Genomic DNA, 17,679 nt, shown 5'->3' on the forward strand with positions numbered 1-17,679 from the left:
CAACGTATTTACACTGGATTCCGGCCTTCGCCGGAATGACGATGGGGCAGATATACGCCCCACGCTAGCCTGACGCGTTAGCGCGTCTACAACGACCTTCTCGGCGCAATCAACAACTCGCCAAACATCAATCCCGCCACCAGCGAAATCAATATCGTCACCAGCAACACGGTGGAATCAAATCCTAGCGACGCATTGCGGTCCAGCAGATAAGAAACACTGCGAAACCCCACACTTCCCGGCACCAGCAACAAAATGCCCGGCTCACGTATCACCGCACCGGGACGCCCGGCATAACGCGCATAAAGATTCGCCAGCGCGCTCAACAGCAAACCACCCAGGAACACCCCAAACGGCGCGCCAGGCAAGTTGACGGAAATCGCACCGCCAAGTCGCGTGGCGACATAGCCCACGATCACCGCGGCGATCACCGCCGGCCAATCGCGCCACGCCGCACGGAACAACATCGCGAAGGCGATCGCCGCCACCAACAACGCCGGATAATCCATCCACACCGGCAAGGCCGGCAGCGCAAAATCGCGCGGTTCGATGTGCAGCACCGCGCAAATCTGCGTGGCCGCCACCGTGCCGAAGGTGAGCTTGAGCAGCGTCGACATCGCCCCACCCATGCGCGCCATGCCTGCCACGAGATGCTGGCTGGAAATTTCGCGCACCGCGGTGGTCAGCGACATGCCGGGCATCAACACGATCAAGCCCGCCAGCACCACCGACTTGATCGCCAACGGCACCACAAACGCGCTGAAGACGATGGTGACCAGCGTCGCCACCATCGCGCAGATGGCATCGCTAGCCACCTGCAGGCGTGGACGCGTCGCCGACAGGATCGTGATGGTGCCGATGATCAACCCGACGAACGCCGCCACGCATAGATCCACCCAGGAACTGTGCAGAAACAACGCATCGATGGCCGCTGCTGACAAGCCGTAGCTCACGATCACGCCAGCCTTCTGGCGCGGTGTATCCGGCAACTCCAGCGCGCGCAGCAAACGAAACCCTTCGCGCAGATCCAGCTCGCCGGCAATTACGCGATCGGCAATCTCATCCGCACGGCACAACTTGTCCAGGTTCACGTCGCCCGGCAGCAGTCGGATGACCTGCGTGACCTGCGCAATCCGTCCTTCCTCGCCCTGTGCGAGATCGGCGAAGGAGATGATGATGGCCGTGGGGCTGGACCACACTTCCGCATTCAGCCCAATGCGTTGCGCGGAACCTGAGATCGCCATTTCCAGGCGCGGCGAAGCAGCGCCGTATTTGTGCAAGCGAGTGGCGAGTTCCACGAGGAAGGCGATACGGGTGTTGAGCGCCGTGGTGGCGAAGGATGGCAACGGCGATCGGAGGGTGGATGCGGGCATGGCGCCATTCTTACCGGAAGCGTGTCGCTTGGGTATGTCATGAAGCTTGCCTCCCGCTTTTCTCCTCCCCCTGCTCGCAGGGGGAGGTCGGGAGGGGGTGAACACTTGCGGAAAAGTTCATCGTAAGTGTTCACCCCACCCCAGCCCTCCCCTGCAAGCAGGGGAGGGAGCAAATGATGGCGAGTTGAGATTCGACGCCAGCTAAACTTCCGGAGGAAGAAGAAGAAGAAGAATATTCAAGCAGCCCGCACCTTTAACGTCGTCCCGTCCACTGCGACCACTTCCACCGTACTACCCGCCGGCAAATCCGGCCCGCTGACCAGCCACTGCCCATCGCCCACCCGCGCCTTGCCGCGTCCGTTGACGATGGCCTCGATCAGCACATAGCGCCCGCCGATCAACTGCTCGGCACGCCGGTTAAGCCGCCCGTCGTTCTGCTCGTCTTTCTGCAATGCCGGCCGCACGGCGTACCAGTACACCGCACACGACACGAACGCCAGCACCACGAAGATCACCGCCTGGGCCAGCAGCGGTAGCCCCGGCATCACCAGCACGAGCAAGCCCGTCGCGGCCGCGCCGATGCCGATCCACAACATGAAATAGCCAGGCATGATCACTTCGATGGCAATCAGCACCAGCGCAACGATCCACCAGAGGTAATGCGCAGCCACGCTTGCAAACATGATTGGTTCCTCGCGCTCAGCTCATCGACGGCGGATTGCGGCGTGGCGCTGCAAGCTTGTCCTGCTGCTGTCCGAACGCTTCCTTCGCCAGCTCCGCGATGCCCGCCAGCGAGCCGAGAATGCCCGTGGCTTCCATCGGCAGCAGCAGCATCTTCTGGTTGGGCGAATTGGCCATTTCCTTCAGCGCTTCCACGTATTTGTTGGCGACAAAGTAATTGAGCGCGTTGACGTTGCCATTGGCGATGGCATCAGACACCATCGCCGTCGCTTTGGCCTCGGCCTCAGCCGAGCGTTCGCGCGCCTCAGCCGCGCGGAAGGCCGCTTCCTTCTCGCCTTCGGCGGCCAGAATCACCGACTGCTTTTCGCCTTCGGCCTTGAGAATGGCGGCCTGGCGGAAGCCTTCTGCTTCGAGGATGTTGGCGCGCTTTTCGCGTTCGGCTTTCATCTGACGCGCCATCGAATCGATCAAGTCACGCGGTGGCGCAATGTCTTTGATCTCGATGCGATTAACCTTCACACCCCATGGATGCGTGGCCTCGTCGACCACTTTCAACAGTTTCGCGTTGATCGCATCGCGCTGGCTCAGCGATTCGTCCAAGTCCATGGAACCGAGCACCGTGCGTATATTGGTCATCACCAATGCAAGCGCGGCCTGTTCTAGATTGGAGACTTCATACGCAGCCTTGGCCGCGTCCAGTACCTGATAAAACACCACGCCGTCCACGCGTACCACCGCGTTGTCCTTGGTGATGACATCCTGGCTCGGCACATCCAGCACCTGCTCCATCATGTTTACCTTGCGGCCCACGTTGTACATGAAAGGAATAAGAAAATGCAGACCCGGCGATAGCGTGCGGGTGTATTTGCCGAAACATTCGACCGTCCATTCGTAACCCTGCGGAACGATACGCACCAGCTTGGCCAGCACGATGATCGCCACCACCACGACAACCAATGCAAAGATTTGTCCCATGACCTGTCCTCCTTGTTGACTTACGGGGAGTATAGGGTAGTCGGCTCACTTCGCAGGCTCAGGCTGGAGTGAGCGCATGCGAACTCCAACCTACGCAACTCCCCTTGTAACCCCAATGGCCGTCATTCCCGCGAAAGCGGAGGCGCTTTTCAACAGCGAAGCTGGTCAATCCATCTTCGCTTTTGCATCAGAGCAAAATGGATTCCCGCTTTCGCGGGAATGACGGCCATAAATAGGCTGGGATGACAATCCCAGCATCAGGAAACTGCAAGAAAGCTGGGATTGTCATCCCAGCCTACGCCGCTACGCCGCGCCCGGCGACTGCGGCAGCACTAAGGTAACGCGCAAGCCGCCATCCTCGCGGTTGGCCAACGCAATGCGCCCGCCATGCGCCTCGCTGATCTCGCGCGCCAGCGCCAACCCCAGTCCTGTACCCGAGCGCTTGGTGGAGTAGAACGGCAGCAGCGCCTGCGCCAGCACCGCTTCGCTCATGCCGGGACCGCGATCGCCCACTTCGATGCGCAGTTCGTGTCCGATGAGGGTCAACGCCAATGTCACACCTTCCGGTGCGCTGCCCGATTCATGAGCGTTCTTGACCAGGTTGATCAGCACCTGCTCGATCTGCACCGGATCGAACCAGCCCGGTTGCTTAGGGGCCTCGCCCTGCAACTGGAAGCGGCAATGCAGCGTCAGCGCATCCAGAAAGGGTTTCCATTGCACCGCCACCGGCCGCGGTGCCGGAAGCTTGGCGAAACGCGCATAGCCGTCGATAAAGCCGTGCAGATGACGCGCACGTTCGCCGATGGTGGCGAACACACCCGGCAGCCGCTGCACATCGCCACGTCGCGCTAGCTCGGCGCCGGAATGCGCAAGTGAGGAAATCGGCGCCAACGAGTTGTTCAACTCATGACTGACCACGCGGATCACGCGCTTCCATGCCGCCACTTCCTGCCGCGACAGTTCGCGCGTCATGCGACGGAATAATTGCAGCCGATGCGGCCGGCCCTGCAAGCGGAATGCACGCTGCGACAAGTGGAAAGTTTCCTCGCTACCGTCCATTTCCACGCTGAAAAGCGCGTCTTCCGAACCTTCCGTCGCCTTGCGGAGTGCTTCGGGCGCATCGGCAATCAAGTTGGCGAAATGCAGGCCGTTGAGGCTGCGCCCTTCATTGAACAAATGCCGCGCCGCGATGTTGGCGTAGGCGACGCGACCGTTGACATCGGTAAGCACCAAGGCCACCGGCGTGTTCTGCACGACGGTATCCAGCAACAATTCGCGCTGCGCGAGGTTTTGCCGCTGTTCGCGTAGCGTCTGCCCAAGTTCGTTGTGCACGCGAACCAGGTCGCCCAGCTCGTCGGCTCGATTGAGTGCAATGGAAATGCTGAAATCGCCATCGCGATAACTTGCCACTGCGCCTTCCAGTGCACGCAGCAAGCGCTTGACCGGATTCATTACGATGTATGCGAACCACCACGACAACGGCGCCAGCACGACCGCGCAGATGATGATGGCTTCGGTGCTGGTCGGCTTGGCGACGTGCAGCTGCAGTTCGGTATGCATCCATTGCAGCGCCTGCGGCAGCGGCCACTGCGTAACGCCGACGTAGACCAGGGCGCCCATCAACGCGGCCAAGGCCAGCCAGAGCGCCAGACGGGCTTCCAGCGACCTCAGGCGCATAAGGCGATCCTTTGACGTGCATGTTTCGGCATGGCCGATCTCTCAATGGAATGCGGCTGTTCTACACGTTGTAGTCGGTGTGTACCACTGCCGGAATGCAGGCTTTTGTTCCTCTTTCCAGAGGCATGGGTAGCTACACATTCTTGAGGCCAAGCTTGGTCTTGCCTCACCGTCATTCCGGCGAAGGCCGGAATCCAGTTTTAATACGCCGTGCGAAGCACTCAAAAAGCGGGATTTTGTGTCCTTCGGACGCGTATTTGAACTGGATTCCGGCCTTCGCCGGAATGACGACTGGGCAATTTGAGGTTCCAAGACAGTTGTGTGGATACCTACGCTGAGGGGCTAGAGGGAGAAAGCACTCACGCCTGCGTCATCAACCCATACCGCTCCATGCGCCGATACAACGCCTGACGCGACAAACCCAACGAGGTCGCCGCGCGACTGATCACGCCATCGGCCTTGTGCAGCGCCGCCTCCACCACCTCGCGGCTGGGCTCGTCGAGGTTGCGCACCGCCACGGCGCCGGCGCTCTGCGGCAGGTTGAGCAGCTCGGGCGTGATGGCGTTGTTGCCGGCCAGCAGAGCGGCACGCTCGATCGCGTTCTTCAGTTCGCGCACATTGCCCGGCCACGCATAGGTGAGCAAAGCTTCGCGCGCCGCATCGCTCAGTTCCGCGCGACCGGCCAGAAAATGCTCGGCCAGCGGCAGGATATCGTCGATGCGTTCGGATAGCGGTGGCAGATTCACATCGATCACGTTGAGGCGGTAATAAAGATCCTCGCGGAACGTACCCGTGCGGATCATGCCCTTGAGATCGGCGTTGGTGGCGCTGAGCACGCGCACCTTCACCTTGCGTGTGCGGCCCGAACCCAATCGTTCGAACTGCCCGGTTTCCAGCACGCGCAGCAGCTTCATCTGGCCCGGCAACGGCAGGTTGCCGATTTCGTCCAAGAACAGCGTGCCGCCATCGGCCAGTTCGAAGCGGCCTTCGCGTGACTTGTTGGCGCCGGTATAGGCACCGGCCTCGGCGCCGAACAGTTCGGCCTCGATCAGCTCGCCCGGCAAGGCGCCGCAATTCACCGCTACGAACGGCCCGTTCCGCACCGAGGAATTGGCGTGCACGATGGCCGCGATGCGTTCCTTGCCCGAACCATTCGGCCCGGTGATCAGCACCGGCACGTCCGAGCGCGCCACCTGGCAGGCCAGATCGATGGTGCGCGCCATCCCCTCGGAGGCAAACACCAACCCATCAAGCTCGTATCGGCGTTGCAGATCGTCGCGACGCTTGCGGCGCTCCATACGCGTGCGATTCACCTCGCGCGTGGACTCGGACAGCTCCAGCAGATTTTCCACCGTAGCCAGCAGCTTGGCATCGTCCCAGGGCTTGGCCAGGTAATCGGCCGCCCCGGCTTTCACCAACTCCACCGCGGTTTCCAGGTGGGTCCACGCCGTAAGTAGAATCAACGGCAGATCCGCGTGGCGCTGACGGATGGCGCGGAACAGCTCCACCCCCTCCTCACCGGAGGTAGTGTCGGCCGTGAAATTCATGTCTTGGATCACCACGTCCACGGACTGGCGCGCCAAGGTGGCCAGGCCGTCCTCGGGCGTAAGCGCCACCAGCGGACGCACATCGTGCAGCGAGAGCAGCAACGACAGCGCCTCGCCCACGGCCGGGTTATCGTCAATGATCAGTACGGTACGCATTCGTCGTCTACACATGCAGGCATGGATGCCGCTCCCGCCGGAAAGGTTGCCATGACGACCGGCATCCGTATATCAAAATCGATCATATGGAGCGGGCACCTACGACCAGGGCCGCCTCAGCGGGGCACAGAGCGGGGTTAAATGCCATGACAGCCGCATCGATAGTCAGGTAAATCCCGCTCTGTACCAACACTATGGCCCACCTTGGTCGATCGCTCCATCAATGGCGGGTGACCTCTGCAGGCGACGCATCACCCGATGCCTGGGCTAGCGGCAGCGCATCGGTTACAAGATGCATCAAAAATCGACCCGGCTGCTCCTGCATAACCATGTGTGCGGAATCGGCGAAAATCACCAACCGCTTTGATGGCGCGTGCAGCTTGTCGAACCATTGTTCGGCAAGCTCATGCGAGGTGGTTTCGTCATGCGCGCCAACAAACAGAATGACCGGGCAACCGAACTGCGTCACGTCGTCGAAGTTGACGGATAGAAGCGGCGCCGCGAGGTGACCGATCGTGAACACGCTGCCCTTGTTGATGGCATCCAACTCCTGCTGGCTGTACTCGGGCGACAGTTGCTCGACATCGGATTCGTAAGCGTAATTCTGGCGACCGTACGTCAACCCTCCGTAATACATCTCCCATTTGCTGCGCACACCAAGGCGCTCAAGGTTTATGGGCGCCGTACCGGGATACGGTGCGATAGCTTGCAATTCCTTGATCGCGTTTGCGTTGCCACTCGACTTCGCACTGCTTAGTGCGAAGTCATAACCCACTTCTTCATTGCGGCGTACGTTAACAACCTGTCCCACACCGATATAGGCGTAGAACCATTCGGGATGCTGCTGCGCGAGACGCGTGCCCAGCACCGTTCCCCAGGAATGACCCATCAGGAAGATTTTCTGCTTGCCATAGTGCTCACGCAGGTATTGCACCACTTGTGCGGCATCGTCCGTCATACCTTCGATGGTCATGCCAGGGGCCATTTTCTGCTCGGTATTCGCCGCATAGGTCTTACCCGCGCCGCGCTGATCCCATTGCACCACGGTAAAGTAGTCCTCCCATGGCGACTGATAGGTGTAGTCACTTGGCATGCTGGGCGATGCCGGGCCGCCATGCAGCACTAGCAGAATGGGATTGCGGCGATTCTTGCCGCGAATCGAAAGCCACTGATCCGTACCGTTGATCGGCACCTTGACCAGTGTCTCGATACCGTTGGGGCTAACGATGCGGCGGCTATTGGCGATGATTCGGGTGACCTCAGCGCGAGTCATGGGCGACGCCTTGTCTTGCGAAGAAACGTCGCCGTGCGTTGCCGCCGAAACGCTTATCGGCAGCATCGCAACCATGAGCGCCAACCGATACATCAGTCCAGCTGTCTTCATATCCATTTCTCCAGTTTTATTTCGTTAACGTCATTCGGTTGTCGCGAGTTCGGGCAACTTCAAATGCTTGCGCAGCTTGTCGTATTGGCCGCGTGGCATCTGCACCAGGAGCGGCGATTTCTTCGGATCGAACCACGTGATGAGCTGCTGGATATCCTCCATCGGCATGGCGGTACATCCGACCGTGCCCTGGCCGGCCCCGCGCCAGACATGCAAGAAAATGCACGAACCGCCACCTGGCTTGACCGGGTTGGCGTTGTGGTCAACATAGACTCCCCAGTGGTACAGCTCGTCATCGCGCAGCATGTGTTCGGAACTGCTCCAGTCCGGCGCGTTGACGTTCTGGCGGTCGACGATGCGGTTGTAGTACTGCGACTTCGTGTCGTCCACGCACTCGACCGATGGAGTCAGGTGCACGTACGACATGCGCGAGCCGACCAGAGGCTTTGGCTCGTACCCGAATGCCGTTCCCAGCGCGAACACACCTGCCGGCGCCTTGCCATCTCCTTCGTGTTTGATGGGATCGCCAGCTTCGGCCCCCAGCCGTTCGTTGGTGATCAAGCCGTCGCCCCATGCCAGCCCGGTCTTCCCTACGACGATGGGAAACGGCTGCCCGATCGCCTTCCACCCATCACCCGATCCATGGCGTTCAAACCGTTGCAGCCTGCCGCTTACGCTATTCCAGGTGGTGGTGGTAACGACCACGAGCTGGTCCGCCCCATCGATGGCGTCATGCGCGCGCGCGTGCACAACAGGAAACAGACCAGCCGCGGAGATGGCCACCGCTATAAGCCCCATCAGCACTTTGTTGTGCTTGAAGCTGCGCAGTGCAAGATCGAAACAATAGCCGAACATGCTTCCCCCTTAGACGGATCGCGTTGCCACTACTGGAGGCACTGCTGCAGCGCGCAGGGCTGGACCGAGCACACCCACCTGCCCCATCACCAACATCGCGGCCGCGCCAACCGGCAAATATGTCCAAGGCAGATGCGGCAGCTCGTAATAGTGCATGAGCAAGACGTTGGCCGCATAAGCCAGCACCATGCCCACGGCGATACCCGCCCCAACGATCACTGCGTTTTCCAACAGGAAGTAACGCAGTATGTCTGCTCGTCGCGCGCCAAGCGCACGACGAATGCCAATCTGTCGCGTGCGCCGCTGTACCCAGAAACCGGTAAGACCCATGATGCCCACCAAGGTGACGATCATGATCGCCAACACCATGCCCAACAATAACCAGAGCGTGGCGCGAGATTCCTTGAAAGCAGCATCACGCTTCTCGTTATAGGTTTCCACCCTGGCTTGGGGCCCGCCTGCGGTAGCCGCAGTGAATTGGCGCTTGATCGCATCCCTGACGCCTTGCAGAGCAATCTCACGCATCGACGGATCCACGCGTACGGCATAGCTCAACATGGCCGTATTGCCGATATTGCGTGCGAGAAGCACCGTATAGTCCGCCCTACCATCCGTGGCCAGCCCGACTTGATTGCGCAGCAAGTGCTTCACGAGACCAACTACCACATAGCCGTGATCTTGCTTGTCCGACGGATCGGTCAGCACTCCTCCAAGTGCTGGCGCTGAGCCAAACAATTTGTCCGCCAGCGCCTGCGTGATAATGATGGGCTGTGGCGTGCCGGTATCCCATTCCGAATTGCTTCCATTATTGGCGCCGATTCCCCATGGGCGATATTCGCTCGGCACAAAGTCGCGACCTCCCACCATCTGCAACCCGAGCGTCTGCATTAATCCCTGCCCGAAGTAACCGTTGACGCCTACCGCTGCATGCGTTGGCCCCTGCAGGTTGATCATGATTGAGGCGATGCTCACCATCGGCAGGCCGAATGCGGACGATGCGGCACGCACGCCCGGTGCCGCTCTCAATGCTTCTTCTCCCGCTTGAGATTCTGCAACTGTGAAGCTGCGCCCTTGCGCGGCCAAATTGTCCACCAGTATCAAGTTGTCGGCGTCCACGCCGCTCGGCGCCAGCATCGGCTGCAAGCGCTGCCAGGCCAGAAAAAATACGTTGCAGAGAATGGCGCACGCCACAGCGACCTGCAGCAAGACCAGCGCAGGCATCAGACTGTGACGACGCAAGGGAGCCAGAATGATACGCATGGACATCTCCTTCAAGCACTTTTGATCTGCAAGCCAGGCTGTATGCGCGACACGCGCCAAGACGGCAACAAGCCCACGAGCAAGCCCACCAGCAATGCCAGGGCGAACAGCGAAGCAAACATCGTCACGTCCAATCGGGCGAGATCGGTAAAGCCTTGATCTTGCATGCGCAACAGCGCCAGACCGAGCAGCGTGAGCGGCCAAGCCAATACGCCGCCAAGCAGGCAAATCAAACCGGCCTCGACAAGATGCTGGAGCATTACGCTACGGCGAGAAGCTCCCAAGGCACGTCGAATGCCAACCTCTGTACCGCGGCGCATGAATTTGGCCGCGAGCAATCCGGCCACGTTCATCATGCACAGCATCAGGAACGACCCGGCGAGCCATGCATTGAGGCGCACGTTGTCCGGAATCACATTCTGCAGCATCAACCATTCACGCACACTCAGTAGCTGAGATTGCGGCTTCTTTCCATAGCTCGACAGCGAAGCTTGTTGCTGAGCGTAGCGATCAAGATAACTGCGATAAGCCGCCACTTCCTGCGGTGTATCGAGCTGCACCCAATACTCAAGCCACGCACAATGCACAGGGTCCACATGCAGCATGGTCATGTTTTTATCTGTCGCATCATCGCAGCCATCGGTACCGGTAGGTGCAATACCCGCGTCGAGCGCGGCCCGGTAAGGTACGAAGACGCTTTCCCGAGAACTGCCGCTGAATGACCATTCGTTCAAGCCATAGAAATGCGGCTGTGGTGCGTAGGGTTGACTGACGCCGATTACGCGGAAAGCATGATTGTTGATGCGCACCACCCGGCCTACTGCCCCGGCGGTACCAAAAAGCTTCTGGGCCAGCTCAGTATCGATGACTGCCACCGGCGCATGGGCTTGGTCTTCTTGCGCGGTCCAGGTGCGTCCATCGCGCAGCGCTACGCCGAACATCGGAATGAAATCACCGGTCGTGGCCAGTACGGCCTCATCGAAATGCCGCCCTGCATCGCCATCAACCCGCTTCCAGATATCGGCTGCCACGGTTTGCTCGACCGCCTTATGCGCTGCCATAAGTACTTCGGTATCCGGCATCTTGAGGCGCTTGAAATCATAAGTGGTCGCGCCATCAAGCGAGGTGTAGTTCTGCGGTTTGGCCTGCACCGTATCGACCCAGGCAATGTACAAATGCCGGCTCAACCCGGGCAGCGGATCCGCAGAAAGCATATGCAACAGCGCGAGCGTCGTCACGCTTGCGGCCATACCGATCGCCACGGTCATTACAGCCAATGCCGTTGTCTTGGGAAAACGACGAAGACCATGCAAAGCCAGTTCCACGCTGTACGCAAACATCCGTGACATCGCCCCTTTTATCTCTGTGACTAGACCGATCGCGTCGCAACCACCGGTGGCACCGCAGCTGCGCGCAGAGCCGGGCCCAGCACGGCGAGTTGGCCGAGCAGCCAAAGAACGATGGCCCCAATGGGCATGTAATAGAACGGAAGCTGCGCCAGTTCGTAGCGCTTCATCAGCAACAGATTGCAGGCATAGGCCAGCACGATACCCAACACGACACCGAAGCTGACGATCAGAAAATTTTCCACCTGGAAATAACGCAAGATATCGCCGCGTGTAGCGCCAATCGCGCGACGGATGCCGATCTGCTTACGTCGCTGCCCAACCCAGAAACTGGCCAAGCCGACGATGCCCAGCGCAGTCACCAGCAACAACGCTGCGATCACGCCAATCAGCACTCGGCTCATGGCTCGGTCGTTTTCGAAATAGCGATAGCGAAGATCACTTAGCAGCTGGCTGTCTTCCTGATCCAGCACGGCGTCCGGAGCAAGCTTGGATACTGCTAGCCGCGCGTCACGCAATACTCTGGGAATGTCTTTCGGATCGGCACGCAGCAGATAACTGCCGGCAAGTGATTGCCCAGGTTGACCTGGCGCGAATACCGACCAGTCCACGCTGCTGGCACCGCGGCTGCCGGGCTGCGCGATGGCCAGACGATCGATCACCCCCATCACCTGAAAGTGATAGGTGTCGCACCAGAATTCTTTGCCCAGCGGATCGACGCCCGGCCATAGATGATCAGCCAGAGAGCGGGTGATCAGTACCTGTGCATCATTTGGAAAAATATTGTCCACAGGCTGGTAATCACTTTCCTGTGGTGCATGACCCTCGATCAGCTTCAAGCCCAGCGCCTGCATACTGCCCGGGCCGCCGACATAGACGTCAATAACGGCGCTGACATGTTGCGCGGACGGACTGAGGAAAATGCCAACCGTACCTGCCTGCTGCCCGAACGGCACCGTGTTGATGACACTGACCGATTGCACGCCGTCGATAGCGCGCAGGCCGCTCAGCATGCGCGCATTCAAATCCTTCACGTTTGCGCCCTCAAAGCCTGTCAGCTGGATAGTAGCGAGTGAGGCTTCATCCACGCCGATGTCCAGCTTCATACGCTGCAGGCGATTGGTGATCAGAAAGCAAGCATTGCAGAGCACGGCGCAAGCCAGTGCGATTTCCAGCGCGATCAGTAAGGTCGCCAACCGATGACGGCGCAACGCAGCAAGAATGGGTCGGATCTGCCACATCATACGAATCCCCTATTGAGCTTTCAGTTGCAATGCCGGCGCGACCCGACTGGCACGCAACGCCGGCAGGGTACCTGCCAGCAGACTGGTCATAATGGATAACGCAAAGGTCGTGGCGAACATCGCCACATCCAAATGCACCATGTCCGCATAAGGTGTCGGCTGTCGGCGTACCAACCACAGACCGGCCAGCGTCAACAGCCAACCACCCACGCCGCCAAGCAGGCCAACCACACCTGCCTCCATCAGAAACTGCATGAAGATCGCACCACGCGAGGCACCCAACGCACGTCTGACGCCGATCTCGCCACCGCGCCGAAGAAACTTAGCGAGCAAAAGCCCCACCGTGTTGAACAGGCAAATGGCGAGAAAGGCAAACGCCAACCAGGTTTGCAGATGCACGTCGCTCGGCACCACGCCGTTATAGTCGAGCCATTCCATCAGATTGCGCAGGCGCGTGTTCTCGGCATGCGTGAAGCGGCCCAACGCTTTCTGCTGGGCGGCATAGTCCGCCACGAAGCGACGATAGGCCGCTACCTTGCCGGCATCGCCCAACTGCACCCACAAAGCCACCCACTCGCAGGGCGAATCGGTCAAATGACCAGGCTGCTTGGGCAAATTCCAGCAGGTGAATTGATAGAAGTTGCCGTCGTTGATCTCCATGCTGCTTTCGTACGGCACGAAGACGTCCTCGGGCTTGCCATAAAAACTCGCCGTATCGCCGTGCGCAAAGCGCCCACCTCTTACCGTGTAGAACAGCGGCGACGGCCGCCATGGCTTGAGTACGCCGATGATGCGCACATCCGTGTTGCGCAAGCGCAGGGTTTTTCCAACGCTATTGGCGCCGCCGAACAGCTTGTTATTGAGATCGGCCGAGATCACCGCAACGCGCGAACGACGCGTATCATCGTCGGCGCTCCAGCCCGCGCCGTACTGGAACGGCACGTCGAACATCCCAAAGAAATCCGCGGTGGTGGAGAGCATCGACATCATCAATGGCGGCATGCGCTGGCCCGGTGCAAATACCTTTGTCGGGCTATCCACCACCGGTGCCTGCCGGTCTGCGTGCCGCGCACGCCACAGATCCAACGAGGAGCGATCGTCCATGACATCGGGCGGCTCCTTATGGGCTGATACGTTAGTCGGATCGGGATCAACCTGTACGTAGAACAAAGAGCCGCTCTTGCCTGGCAATGGGTCACCCGACAACAAATGCATCACCGTCAGCGTGGTCATGCTCGCGCCGATACCCACCGCAATCGCCAGCACCATCAAGCCCGTCAGCACTTTGTTGTGCTTCAGGCTGCGCAAAGCCAGCTCAAAGTAATAGCCGAACATGCTCCCTCCCTAGACGGATCGCGTCGCCACCACCGGCGGTACCGCCGCCGCGCGCAGAGCCGGGCCGAGTACCGCGGCCTGACCCAGACTCCAAAGCAAGATCGCACCCATGGGGAAGTAGATCGCCGGCAGGCGCGGCAATTCGTAATGCACGATCAGGAACAAGTTGATGCCGTAGGCCAGCACCATGCCGAGCACGATGCCCATGGTGGTGAGCAGGAAGTTCTCAGTCTGGAAGTAATGCAGGATGTTGCCGCGCGTGGCGCCTAGCGCACGTCGCACACCGATGCTGCGATTGCGCTGCGCTACCCAGAAACTGGCGAGACCGACGATGCCAAGTGCAGTCACGACCAGCAATGCAATGCAAACGCCGACGAGAATGCCGGCCATAGCGCGGTCGTTCTGGAAGAAATCACGCCGGTGCTGTTCCATCGTGCCCTTGTCCAGCACGATGCGGTTGGGGTCCAACGCCTTGAGTTTGTCCACCGCCGCACGCAACACCCTATCGCGCTCCTGCGGTGCAGTGCGGATGAGGAAAGAGGCGTCCTGGTCCATCGTCACACGCACCGGCCACAGGGTGCTGTATTGAGCACCCAAGTCGAGCCGATCACGGCCCGGCCGGATCAGATTGGCCATCACGCCAACCACCGTGAGCGGGATACCTTGTCCCACGTAAAACCGCTTGCCGAGCGGGTCTTGTCCCGGCCACATGCGCTCCGCCATGGTGCGCGTTATCAGCGTGACATTCGGCAACTTGTCGTATTGCTTCTTCGCCAGCAGTGTAAACACGTCAGACAGGAAGATGTATTCCTCGGGCCGCAAATCGCGCCCCTCCACAATCTGCACGCCAAGTGTTTTCGCCGTGTTTTCGCCAAAGTACTGAGTAGAGCTTAGCGTAGGCATGCGCTGTGAGGGATCGGTTCGCACATCCATATTGTTCGAGCCGTAGTCGAATGGCATCTCGCCGATCAGCGTTGCCCATTTCACGCCGGGAATCGACTGCAAGGCGGCCACATCCTCCGCCGCACGCGCCTTTGCATCCGGACGGCTGCCGATATAAGCCATCTGCACATAAACCAGTTCCTGCTCGGCGATACCGCTGGGCATATTCATGCGATCGAGGCGCTGGCTGATCAGAAAGATGGTGTTGCAAACGATGGCGCAGGTGAGCGCAATCTGCAGAACCAACAGGCAACAGGTCAGCTTGTGCCGCCGCAGCGTAAAGAATATCGGCCGAATATCCATGTTATTGCGCCTTCAGTTGCAATGCGGGAGCAATGCGGCACGCGCGCCAGGCGGGCAGCAAACCTGCCAGCATGCTTGCCGCCACCGAGATGACAAAGGTCGCCAGCAACATCGCCGAATCCATATGCGCCAGCTTGGCGTAATCCGACGGTTGCTGGCGCACCAGCCAAAGTCCGAGCAAGGCCAGCAGAAGGCCCAGCACGCCACCAGCAAAACCGACCACGCCCGATTCCATCAGCAACTGCCCAAATAGCGTGCGCCGCGAAGCACCCAAGGCGCGGCGTACCCCAAGCTCACCGGCACGGCGCATGAATTTGGCCAGCATCAAGCCCACCGTATTCACCAGGCAAACCACCAGAAAGCCCAGCGCCAGCCATGCCTGAAGGCGCGTGTCGCTGGGCACTACCTGGTTGTAATCCAACCACTGCATCACGCTGCGCAAGTGCACGTTGTTCGGCCGCACAAAACGCCCGGCGGCGCGCTGGTCATCCGAATAATGATCAAGAAAGCTCTTGTAGGCCGCCACACTGGCCGGCGAATCCAGTTCCACCCAAAACTGCAGCCATGTGCAAGGCGACTGCTCCAAATTCGCCTGATCGCCGCCGCCATTACCCCAGCAATCCATGGAACCATCGTGCTCCATCTGTAGATCGCGCGCTGTCGACAGCGGCACATACACCTGCTCGTAATTGGCATAAGCGCCCATGTACAAGTCATAGAAGTGCGGATTCGGCCGCCAATCGCCAAGCACGCCAATAATGCGGAAATCTGCCTTTTGCAGGCGCAGCGTGTTGCCCACGCTGTTCTTGCCGCCAAACAGTTTGTCGTTCAGCTCGGAGCTGATCACCACCACACGCGCCTTGCTTTGGTCTTCGGCATCACCCCAAGCACTGCCGTATTGGAACGACACGCCAAACATGGGGAAGAAGTCGGCGGTGGTGTAGCGCGCGTTGGCATGAAACGGGTCGATGCTCGATTGCGCCGGCTGCAACGGCACCATGCCCCCCGTCATCAAGGCTTGATGCGTTCCGCGTTTCGCATGCAGCAGATACATGCCGTCGATCCAGGTCAGCTGCCCGGGCGGTTCGACGCCCGGCGTATAGGCCTGCATGTCACGCGGATCAAGCTGCGGGTAATACAGCGACCCGCTGCGTCCGGGCAGCGGATCGCCAGACAGCACGTGCAACACGGTCAACGTGGTCATGCACGCACCGATGCCCAGTGCGACAGCCAGCACCATCAGCGCGGTAAGCACGCGGCTGCGGTTCAAACTGCGGACGGCGAGATCGAGGTAATAACCGAACATGGCATTTCCCTGCTGGCTGACGACTGGGTAACCCTGCGCCTCACACCGACCGCGTCGCCACTACCGGCGGCACGTTCGAAGCACGTCGCGCAGGAACGAATACCGCGATTTGCCCCAGCAGCATCACCACGGCCAAACCAATCAGCACGTAATAGACCGGCATGCTCTCCATCTCGAACTTGCTCATCAGCACACGGTTCAAGGCAACGGCGAGCGCGATGCCTACGACGGCGCCGCCGCCGGCGATCATCAGGTTCTCCAGCTGGAAGTAATGCAGGATGTCGATCTTGCGCGCACCCAACGCGCGCCGCACTCCGATCTGGCGGTGGCGCTGGCCGACCCAGAAGCTGGTGAGGCCGACGATACCCGCCGCAGTGACCGCAAGCAGGATCAAGCACACCGCGCCCATGAGTGCCGCCATGCCGATGTCCGCACGATAGGCTTCGGCGCGAATATCCTTGAACGACTTGACGCTATCGTCGTCGAGTACGCGCATAGGATTGACCGCATACAGCGTGGGTGGCACCGCACGCATGGCCGCCTCCAGCCGTCCTGGCTTGGCACGTACCAGCGTGCGCGAAAAGTTGGCGTTCAACCGGACCGGCTCGATGGTCGAATTCCATACGAAACTGCTGGCCCAGGTGCTAACCGAAGGCACCTGCAAACGTTCCACTTCACCGATGATGGTGGTTGGGCTGGAGGCGCCATCGAGATAGACCACTTTGCCGATCGCATTCCCTTGCGGAAACAGCTTGTCGGCCAGTGCTTTGGTAACGATCACGATGCTCGGCTCCGAGTTGTCGCGGAAGGCCTTGTTGGTCACATCCGCCGCCGTGAAGCCACGCCCGGCAACCAGGTGCAATCCCATGGTTTTCAACAGCTGCTCGTCACCAAAATAGTAGGTACTGCGCGCATTACCCGAACGCAGTTCGGAACCGGGCTTCAGCGATATAGAGCCATTCCAGCTCGATTGAAGCAGCGGCACGGAGTTGACCGGTGCCACCGATTCGACATCGGGCATCGCGCGCAGCGCACTGAGATCCTCGCGCAACATCGCATCGAGCTTCTGGACACTGGCAGGATCGTCTCCGCTCGGCGCGCCGACCCACTGCTGGGTCACCAGGAACAGGTTGTTCTCATTCAATCCGGTAGGCCGGCGCACGTTTTCGATGCGCGCATAGATGATAAAGATCGCATTGCAGACGATGGCAAGGGTCACCGCAATTTGCAGAGCAATCAGCACCACACCCGCTTTGTGTTTGCGCAATGCCGCGATCATGGGATGCAAGGTCATA

14 protein-coding genes are annotated in these 17,679 nt (G+C 59.9%); all 14 read right to left on the minus strand.

Translation table 11 applies throughout. From position 1 onward, the window contains the following. Positions 1-86: 86 nt before the first annotated feature. Entirely contained in the window at positions 87-1,373 is a 1,287-nt protein-coding gene (locus tag ISP18_RS12945) for a threonine/serine exporter family protein (RefSeq protein ID WP_380012425.1), read from the minus strand. A gap of 236 nt (positions 1,374-1,609) precedes the next feature. Beyond that, a complete protein-coding gene (locus tag ISP18_RS12950) occupies positions 1,610-2,056 on the minus strand; it encodes an NfeD family protein (protein ID WP_380012428.1) in 447 nt (148 codons plus the stop codon). A gap of 16 nt (positions 2,057-2,072) precedes the next feature. Then, entirely contained in the window at positions 2,073-3,029 is a 957-nt protein-coding gene (locus tag ISP18_RS12955) for an SPFH domain-containing protein (protein ID WP_380012431.1), read from the minus strand. A gap of 303 nt (positions 3,030-3,332) precedes the next feature. Continuing rightward, on the minus strand, positions 3,333-4,706 hold the full coding sequence (locus ISP18_RS12960) for a sensor histidine kinase (RefSeq protein ID WP_380012434.1): 1,374 nt from the start codon (positions 4,704-4,706) through the stop codon (positions 3,333-3,335). A gap of 359 nt (positions 4,707-5,065) precedes the next feature. After that, positions 5,066-6,409: a sigma-54-dependent transcriptional regulator gene (locus ISP18_RS12965; RefSeq protein ID WP_380012437.1), complete on the minus strand. Its 1,344-nt coding sequence runs from the start codon at positions 6,407-6,409 to the stop codon at positions 5,066-5,068. Positions 6,410-6,629: 220 nt separating this feature from the next. Then, complete coding sequence (locus ISP18_RS12970) at positions 6,630-7,793, minus strand: alpha/beta fold hydrolase (protein WP_380012440.1); 1,164 nt, start codon at positions 7,791-7,793, stop codon at positions 6,630-6,632. 30 nt (positions 7,794-7,823) lie between these two features. Continuing rightward, the gene (locus tag ISP18_RS12975) at positions 7,824-8,648 is read right to left on the minus strand and encodes a L,D-transpeptidase family protein (protein ID WP_380012443.1); all 825 of its coding nucleotides are present in this window, start codon (positions 8,646-8,648) and stop codon (positions 7,824-7,826) included. 9 nt (positions 8,649-8,657) lie between these two features. After that, complete coding sequence (locus ISP18_RS12980) at positions 8,658-9,908, minus strand: ABC transporter permease (protein ID WP_380012446.1); 1,251 nt, start codon at positions 9,906-9,908, stop codon at positions 8,658-8,660. An 11-nt stretch (positions 9,909-9,919) separates the two neighbouring features. Beyond that, positions 9,920-11,257 carry an ABC transporter permease gene (locus ISP18_RS12985; RefSeq protein WP_380012449.1) on the minus strand — a complete coding sequence of 446 codons (1,338 nt, stop codon included), beginning with the start codon at positions 11,255-11,257 and terminating at the stop codon, positions 9,920-9,922. A 20-nt stretch (positions 11,258-11,277) separates the two neighbouring features. After that, a complete protein-coding gene (locus ISP18_RS12990; protein WP_380015827.1) occupies positions 11,278-12,495 on the minus strand; it encodes an ABC transporter permease in 1,218 nt (405 codons plus the stop codon). 12 nt (positions 12,496-12,507) lie between these two features. Further along, positions 12,508-13,833, minus strand: coding sequence for an ABC transporter permease (locus ISP18_RS12995; RefSeq protein WP_380012452.1), 1,326 nt, complete (start codon positions 13,831-13,833; stop codon positions 12,508-12,510). 9 nt (positions 13,834-13,842) lie between these two features. Further along, positions 13,843-15,078, minus strand: a complete 1,236-nt coding sequence (locus ISP18_RS13000; RefSeq protein WP_380012455.1) for an ABC transporter permease — start codon at positions 15,076-15,078, stop codon at positions 13,843-13,845. Position 15,079: 1 nt separating this feature from the next. Then, positions 15,080-16,384 carry an ABC transporter permease gene (locus ISP18_RS13005; RefSeq protein WP_380012458.1) on the minus strand — a complete coding sequence of 435 codons (1,305 nt, stop codon included), beginning with the start codon at positions 16,382-16,384 and terminating at the stop codon, positions 15,080-15,082. 40 nt (positions 16,385-16,424) lie between these two features. Further along, positions 16,425-17,678, minus strand: a complete 1,254-nt coding sequence (locus ISP18_RS13010; RefSeq protein ID WP_380012461.1) for an ABC transporter permease — start codon at positions 17,676-17,678, stop codon at positions 16,425-16,427. Position 17,679 lies beyond the last annotated feature (1 nt).

Source organism: Dyella humi (genome assembly GCF_044904605.1).
In the GTDB taxonomy this organism is placed as follows: Bacteria; Pseudomonadota; Gammaproteobacteria; order Xanthomonadales; family Rhodanobacteraceae; genus Dyella_B; species Dyella_B humi.